The organism is Alienimonas sp. DA493 (assembly GCF_043951915.1).
GTDB lineage: Bacteria > Planctomycetota > Planctomycetia > Planctomycetales > Planctomycetaceae > Alienimonas.
The window spans coordinates 1-6717 of sequence record NZ_JBINJD010000222.1 but is presented as its reverse complement, the minus strand read 5'-3'; the positions used below and the strand labels follow the sequence as shown (position 1 = coordinate 6717).

Genomic DNA, 6717 nt, shown 5'->3' with positions numbered 1-6717 from the left:
GGGGGGCGTTAGCCCCCCGCGCGTTCCGCGGCGTCCGCACGCTCGGGCCGGTGAGAGCGCACGGCGGGCTGACGCCTCCCGCTCGCCGACGGAGATTCCCCCCGCAGATTCACCCACTCCACCGCCAACCCCGCGGAGAACCGTGCGAAGTGGCGGTCGACGGCGTCCGGGCGCTGCTCGCAGCTTTTCAGCATCACCAACCGCCCCGCCGGCCAGCGGCGGGCGACCCAGGCGGCGAGCGCGTCGCTGGTGGTGTCCCAGGTGTGCGGCGGCGGGTCCGGGTCGCGCGGCTCCTCCGCCGCCAGAAACGCCGGCAGGTCCAGCACGGCGACGCCCCCCTGTTCCCAAACGTCGCTGGCGGCCTCCCGGGTCGCCGCCAGTTCCGCCCCCGGCAGCAGGGCGACGACGAACCGGGCCGTGACCCCCAGCGCCTCGCAGGCCAGCCGATGGGCCCGCTCCTCGCCCAGCCGGTGGACGCGGTCCCAGTCCCGCACCGCGTCCGCCACGGCCCCCCCGCCGGCGACGACCAGCGCCCGCGGTTCGCCGGCCAGCAGAGCACCCAGCCGGCCGGCGAGGTCCGGCCGATCGAACAGGCTCCCGCCGAGCTTGTAGACGGTCGGCCCGCCCTCACTCATCCCGAGCCGCAATCCGCACCGCCGGGTTCGGATCGTCCCGCAGCGGTTCGAGCGTTTCCTCGTCGAACCCCGCCGCCCGCCACGCCCGCACCGCGGGCAGGCGGACGGTGGCGTACTCGTCCTTCAGCGCCGCGGCGAGGACCGATCGGACGCCCTCCTGATCGCCGTAGGCCCCCAGCGCCCGCACCGCGGCGCCGCGGATGCGGGGGTCGTCGTCGGCCACGGCGGCGAGGAATGCGGCGGGGTCGGTCGGCCGCACGGCTTGCAGGGCCGCCAGCGCCCAACCTTGCGCGATCAAATCCTCGTCCTGTGTCAGCGGCGCGATCGCCGCCGTCAGCACGTCGCGGTGTTGGGCGAGGTCCTCCGGCCGCATTTTCGTGAGCGACTGGAGCCGAAACTTCAGCGAGACGCTCCGATTCAGCGCCGCCGATTCCTGTGAACGGTACAGTGCCTTGATCGTCTTGAAGAACTCCCCGGTCCGCGGGTCCGTGACGACGACCTCGGCGTCCGCGTTGGCCGCGACGGTCAACGCCGCGGCGAGGGCCGGTAACGCCGGGGCGCCGACGGTCCTCAAAACCCACTGCGTCTCCTGAATGATCGACGGATGGTTCTGTGCCGCGTAGATCGGCAACAGGTCGTCCGGCAGCGGCCCCGCCCCGGCAACCGCGAGAAATACAGAGACCCGCGGCTGCCCAGATCGGAACCGGGTGAGGTGCGGTCGCAGTTGCGGCAGGGCCGGAGCGGCGTGAGGGCCCATCGCCCACAAGACGCTGGCGGGTCGCCATAACGCCCGTTCAACTTGCCTCCATCCCTCCGACCAAGCTTTGCGTTCCGCCGGGGTCGCCCCGTCCGGGGGTTCGTTCGGCAGGTCCGCAGGAACCTCGGGAATCCTGGGGAACACCAAGTCCGGCAAGGCGGGGTGGCTCGGGTCGATCTTGGCGACCGCCTGCGCCACGTGGAGGCGAAACTCGCCCTCGTCCCACCGGTCGCTGTTCGCCTCGGTTGCGGCCCCGGCCTCGCCCAGCAGCGGGACGAGTCGCGGCAGTTCCGACTTCGCCGCCGGTCCCATCCAGCCCAGCATGTCGATCGCGTCATCCCGCCACGTCTCGTCCTGCACCAACTGACCGACGGTCCGTTCGAAGCCAAACGCGTCTGGGCCCCATTCGAAGAACAGGTCCCCCGCGTAGAAAAACGCACGCGGGTTCGCCGGGACCGCCGCGAGGGCTTGGGGGGCGAGGGCCACGCGGGCCGCCGCCGCGTGCTCCGGATAGCGACGGAGGGCCTGAAGAGCCTGGAACAACTGGCCGGCCTCCTGGGAGTCGGACGCCGGCCCGAATGACAGGGCGCGGGTCAGCAGGTGGTGCAAAACGAGGTCGCTCCCCTCGCCCAGACGGGCCAACGCCTCCGTCGCCGCGGTTCGCACGGCGGGGGCCGGATCGTCGGTCGCCGCCGCACGCAGCGCCGTGACGCCGGCAACGCGGGCGGCGGCGTCCGCGGCGGACAGTGGGGGCATCTCGTTCGGGCGGTAATTCGCCCGCCGAAACGCGACGGCGATCGCCGCCGCCGCGGCCTCCCGCACCTTCGGGCTGGGGTGGTCGAACAGCGTCAAGGCGACCTGAACGGCCGGGCCCCGGACGCGGTTGAGAAAGACGTCGGCCTCTAAAAACTCGACCGCCCGGTCGGCGTCCGAGAATCCCGGCTCGGCGGCGGCGAGCAGCGCCGTGGCCACCGCGGGATCCGCCGGAACCGCATCGTTTTCCCTTGGGATCAGTCGACCCGCCGCCCGCCAACCGACCTCCCGGAGCCGCGTGCGGTCTGAGACGATCGCCGCGATGACCGCTGGCACTCCGTCGACGGCGAGCGCTTCGATGGCCTTGTCCGCGTCATAAAGCCGGTGTCCCGCGGGATTCCCCCCTTCAGCCATGACCTCCAACAGTACCGCCTCCCGGGCGCGGGGGCCGAGCGCGGCGATCTCCTGCAGCGCCTTCGCGTACTCCCCGTCGCTCCCGAATCCCGACGCCACGGACAGCCGGACGGCCCACTGCTGCGGGGTCGCCTCCGCCCAGTCGACGCCGTCGTCCGGCGGGGCCGCGGCGAGCAGGGCGAGACACAGGGCGGCGGACACGGGACTCTCCGTTCGGGGCGAGGCCCGCCCACCCTACCCGACAACGATCAAGCGTTGTTTATTCAATAATCTTCGAGATCGGGCTCTCCACGATCCAGCGGGCGCCGGCAGCCTTGAGTTCGGGCATCACGCGGCGGACGAAGCGTTCCTCCACGACGCTCAGCACGTCGACCCGGTCCTCGTCCGCCAGGCTGCTGATCGTCGGGCTCTCCAGGCTCGGCAGCACGGCCAGCACCGCGTCGAGGTCCGTCTTCGCCACGTTCATCATCAACTGGACCTTGCCCTCGGCGTTCAGCACGCCGTTGAGCATCAGGACGAGGTCGTCCAGCTTGCGGCGCTTCCACTCGTCGGCGGCGGCGGCCGGGTGGGCGATCAGGCGGGTCGTGCTCTGGAGCACCTCGTCCACGATCCGCAGGTTGTTCGCCCGCAGACTGCTGCCGGTTTCGGTCACCTCCACGATCGCGTCCGCCAGCCGGGGGGGCTTCACCTCCGTGGCGCCCCAACTGAACTCGACCTTGGCGTTCACCCCGTGCTTGTCGAGGTACCGCTTCGTCAGGCCGACGGCCTCCGTGGCGATCCGCTTGCCTTCGAGGTCCTTGACGGTCTGCACCGGGGAGGACTCCGGCACGCAGAGGACCCACCGGACCGGGCGGCGGGAGACCTTGCTGAAGACCAGTTCAGTCAGTTCGACGACGTCGGCGCCGGTCTCCTCGATCCAGTCGTGGCCGGTGATGCCGGCGTCGAGGATGCCCTCCCCGACGTAGCGGGCCATCTCCTGGGCCCGGATCAGCAGGCACTCGATCTCCCCGTCGTCGATGCGGGGGAAGTAGCTGCGGGAGCTGATCTGCAGGTTGTAGCCGGCTTTGCGGAGCAGGTCCGCAGTCGCCTCCTGCAAGCTGCCGGCGGGGATGCCGAGCTTGAGGAGGTTCGGTTCGGAGGCGTCTGAGGGGGCGGGCGAGTCGGACATGGCGGCGGGATTGCACGGGGAACCCGACCGGATTGCAACGCGGCGCCGGTTCTTCCCCCCTCTCCCTTGAGGGAGAGGGGCCGGGGGTGAGGGTGACGCACGGTTCGCACGCTCCCGCTCTCAGTTGCGACGAAAGGTCGGACGTCGGACGGGAGAGCGGGGCGGACGGCGAGCGGTCATCGGGAATCACAGCCCCCTCACCCCCGACCCCTCTCCCCCAAAAGGGGGCGAGGGGGGACGAAACGCCGTCGCCGCCGCGGCGTTACGAAACGGGGCGGAATGCCGTACGATCCCGACCTCACCCCCCGCCCCCGCGCCGCATTCTCTTCAATTCTTCAGATGGCCGAGCAGAAAGCCACCAACGTCACCTGGCACGAGTCCCGCGTTTCCGCGGCCGACCGGGCCGAACTGATGGGCCACAAGTCCGCCCTGCTGTGGTTCACCGGCCTGTCGGGCGCCGGTAAGAGCACGATCGCCAACACCGTCGACCACCTGCTCCATCAAAAGGGTTTCCACACCTACGTCCTCGACGGGGACAACATCCGGATGGGGCTGAACAAGAACCTCGGCTTCAGCCCCGAGGACCGGACGGAGAACATCCGCCGGATCGGCGAGGTCGGCAAGCTGTTCGCCGACGCCGGCCTGCTGACGATGACCGCCTTCATCAGCCCCTACCGCGAAGACCGCGATCAGGTGCGGGCGCTGTTCGACGAAGGCAAATTCGTCGAGGTGTACGTCAAAGCCAGCCTGGAAACCTGCGAGGGCCGCGACCCCAAGGGTCTCTACAAAAAGGCCCGGGCCGGCGAGATCAAGGGCTTCACCGGCATCGACGCCCCCTACGAGGAGCCGGAGAACGCCGAACTGACCCTCGACAGCGACGGCAAGGACGTGGACACGCTCGCCGCCGAGGTCGTGGACTACCTCGAAGCCAACGGCTACCTCAAAACCGCCTGAGCCGGTCGGCCGTCCTCCGGGCGGTTCGATTATAGGGATCTTGCACGCCCCAGCCGGAGCCGTCGCTCCGGCTGGGGCGTCCTTTTGGTTGAACGGGGACGACGGCGCCGCCAAAAGGGACCGTCCCCCCGTTCCCCGAGCCCGTCGAGGCCCGCATGTCGTTGCGTCCGCTCCTCCCCGCCGCGTTGTGCGCGTTCGGCCTGCTGAGCCTGTCCGGGCTCGACCGCCCCGCCGTCAGTCAGGACGGCGAAACCCCGGCCGCGGCCGAGTTCCAGCCGACGACCGTGGGCGCCCGCGACGGGATCGACGTCTACCCCCGCCGCCTGCCGCCGGGGTTGGGGGTGCTGCGGCTCTCGCAGGAGCAGAAGGAACGTATCTACGCCGTGCAGGCGAAGTACCACGTCCAGATCGAAGCGCTCCGGGAACAGATTGCCGAACTGGAGGCTCAGCAGGAGGCCGAGGTGACCGCGGCCCTGACCCCGGCCCAGAAGGAGTTTCTCAAAGCCTACGAGGCGATGAAAAAGGCCGAGGCCGCCGCGAACGCCGAAGCCGACGCCGCCGACGCGGCAACCGCCGACGCGGAGTAGACCCGCACGCCGCTCTCCTCTCCCCTCCCCCCTACAGGGGGAGAGGGGGCGGCGACGCCTGCCGGCCGCGGACGGTCCGCTCGACGGGGAGGCCCCCGTGAGCCCGAAGCGGAGGCGTGCGAACCGTTCGCCCACCCTCACCCCCGGTCCCTCTCCCTCAAGGGAGAGGGGAGAAGAGCGTGGCGAACCTCTCACCGGCGCCCGCAGACCGCGTCCCCCCTCGCCCCCTTTTGGGGGAGAGGGGGCGGGGGTGAGGGGGCAGCGGCGTCCGCATGCTTCTGTCTGGCCCGCCTCGCTCTCCCGCCGGCGCCTCGCTGCGGAGAGCGGAAGCAGGCCAGCCCTTCGCCTCCCTCACCCCCGGCCCTTCTCCCTCAAGCGAGAGGGGAGCACGGCGGCGATTGCGGGTAGGGTTCGTCGTTTCCGGCCTCGCCCGTCTCCGCCCCGCCGCCGTGCCGCCTGAGTTGCTCCGCCGCTGCCGCGTGCTCGCCGGGCCGACGGCCTGCGGGAAAAGCGCCGCCGCCCTGCTGTTGGCGGAGCGGTGGGGGGCGGAGATCCTCAGCCTCGACTCCATGGCCGTGTTCCGCGGCATGGACGTCGGCACCGCCAAGCCGTCCGCCGCGGAGCGGGCCGCCGTGCCGCATCACCTGCTCGACCTGGCGGAGCCGACGGAAACCTTCAGCGTCGCCCGGTATCTGGAACACGCCGAGGCCGCTGTGCGGGACGTCTTGAACCGCGGGAAGGTCCCGCTGTTCGTCGGGGGAACCGGGTTCTACCTGCGGAGCCTGCTGCGGGGTTTGGGCGACGTCCCGCCCGGCGACCCGGCGGTGCGGGCCGAACTGGAGGCGGAAGTCGCCGCCCGCGGGCCGGAGGCGGTGCACGCCGAGTTGGCCGCCCTCGATCCCGCCGCGGCCGCCGGCATCTACACGACCGACGCCCGCCGAATTGTGCGGGCCCTGGAGGTGATCCGCCTCACCGGCGAGCCCTTCTCCGCCAGCCGCCCCACGGACGAACCCCGGCCGGCGGCGGACCGCCCGGCGCTCTGCCTGTGGCTCGACCCGCCGCGATCCGTGCGGTGGGACCGCATCCACCGCCGCGTCGATCGGATGTTGGCGGAGGGGCTGGTCGACGAGGTGGACCGCCTGCGGACCGCCCCCGGCCTGGGAACCACCGCCCGGCAGGGACTGGGTTACAAGGAGATCCTCGACCACCTGGAGGGCGGCGAGCCGCTGGCGGACTGCGTGGAGCGGCTGAAAACCCGCACGCGGCAGTTCAGCAAACGGCAGTGCACCTTCTTCCGCGGCCTGCCGGAGTGCCTGCGGGTCCCCCTCAGCGGCGACGAGGACGCCGCCGGCGTGGCGGCCCTGATCGATGCCTTCCCGCGACTCCGGGGCGAATAGTCCGCTTCGGACCGGCGCCCGCGGGCGTCGCCGGGGTTCGTGAGGGTGCGGG

The 6717-nt window shown here is 71.5% G+C and carries 6 protein-coding genes; 3 read left to right on the top strand and 3 right to left on the bottom strand.

Features of this window, described 5'->3' with window-relative positions; genetic code table 11:
- Positions 1 to 8 precede the first annotated feature (8 nt).
- The 3 genes from ACG2DA_RS21040 to hisG are packed head-to-tail and all read right to left on the bottom strand — an operon-like array spanning position 9 to position 3727.
- Positions 9 to 635 (bottom strand): hypothetical protein, encoded by a 627-nt coding sequence (locus ACG2DA_RS21040; RefSeq protein ID WP_395258435.1) that lies wholly within the window; start codon positions 633 to 635, stop codon positions 9 to 11.
- Positions 628 to 2760 (bottom strand): HEAT repeat domain-containing protein, encoded by a 2133-nt coding sequence (locus ACG2DA_RS21035; RefSeq protein WP_395258434.1) that lies wholly within the window; start codon positions 2758 to 2760, stop codon positions 628 to 630. Before ACG2DA_RS21035 ends, ACG2DA_RS21040 begins: the two co-directional genes overlap by 8 nt.
- Before the next feature lie 58 nt (positions 2761 to 2818).
- Positions 2819 to 3727 (bottom strand): ATP phosphoribosyltransferase, encoded by a 909-nt coding sequence (hisG, locus tag ACG2DA_RS21030; RefSeq protein WP_395258432.1) that lies wholly within the window; start codon positions 3725 to 3727, stop codon positions 2819 to 2821.
- 339 nt (positions 3728 to 4066) lie between these two features.
- On the opposite strand from hisG, the gene cysC reads away from it, so the two are divergent.
- The 3 genes from cysC to miaA all read left to right on the top strand — a co-directional run bounded on the left by cysC (position 4067) and on the right by miaA (position 6665).
- Positions 4067 to 4681 (top strand): adenylyl-sulfate kinase, encoded by a 615-nt coding sequence (cysC, locus tag ACG2DA_RS21025; RefSeq protein ID WP_395258437.1) that lies wholly within the window; start codon positions 4067 to 4069, stop codon positions 4679 to 4681.
- 155 nt (positions 4682 to 4836) lie between these two features.
- Positions 4837 to 5268: a hypothetical protein gene (locus ACG2DA_RS21020; protein WP_395258431.1), complete on the top strand. Its 432-nt coding sequence runs from the start codon at positions 4837 to 4839 to the stop codon at positions 5266 to 5268.
- Positions 5269 to 5717: 449 nt separating this feature from the next.
- Positions 5718 to 6665 (top strand): tRNA (adenosine(37)-N6)-dimethylallyltransferase MiaA, encoded by a 948-nt coding sequence (miaA, locus tag ACG2DA_RS21015; protein ID WP_395258429.1) that lies wholly within the window; start codon positions 5718 to 5720, stop codon positions 6663 to 6665.
- Positions 6666 to 6717 lie beyond the last annotated feature (52 nt).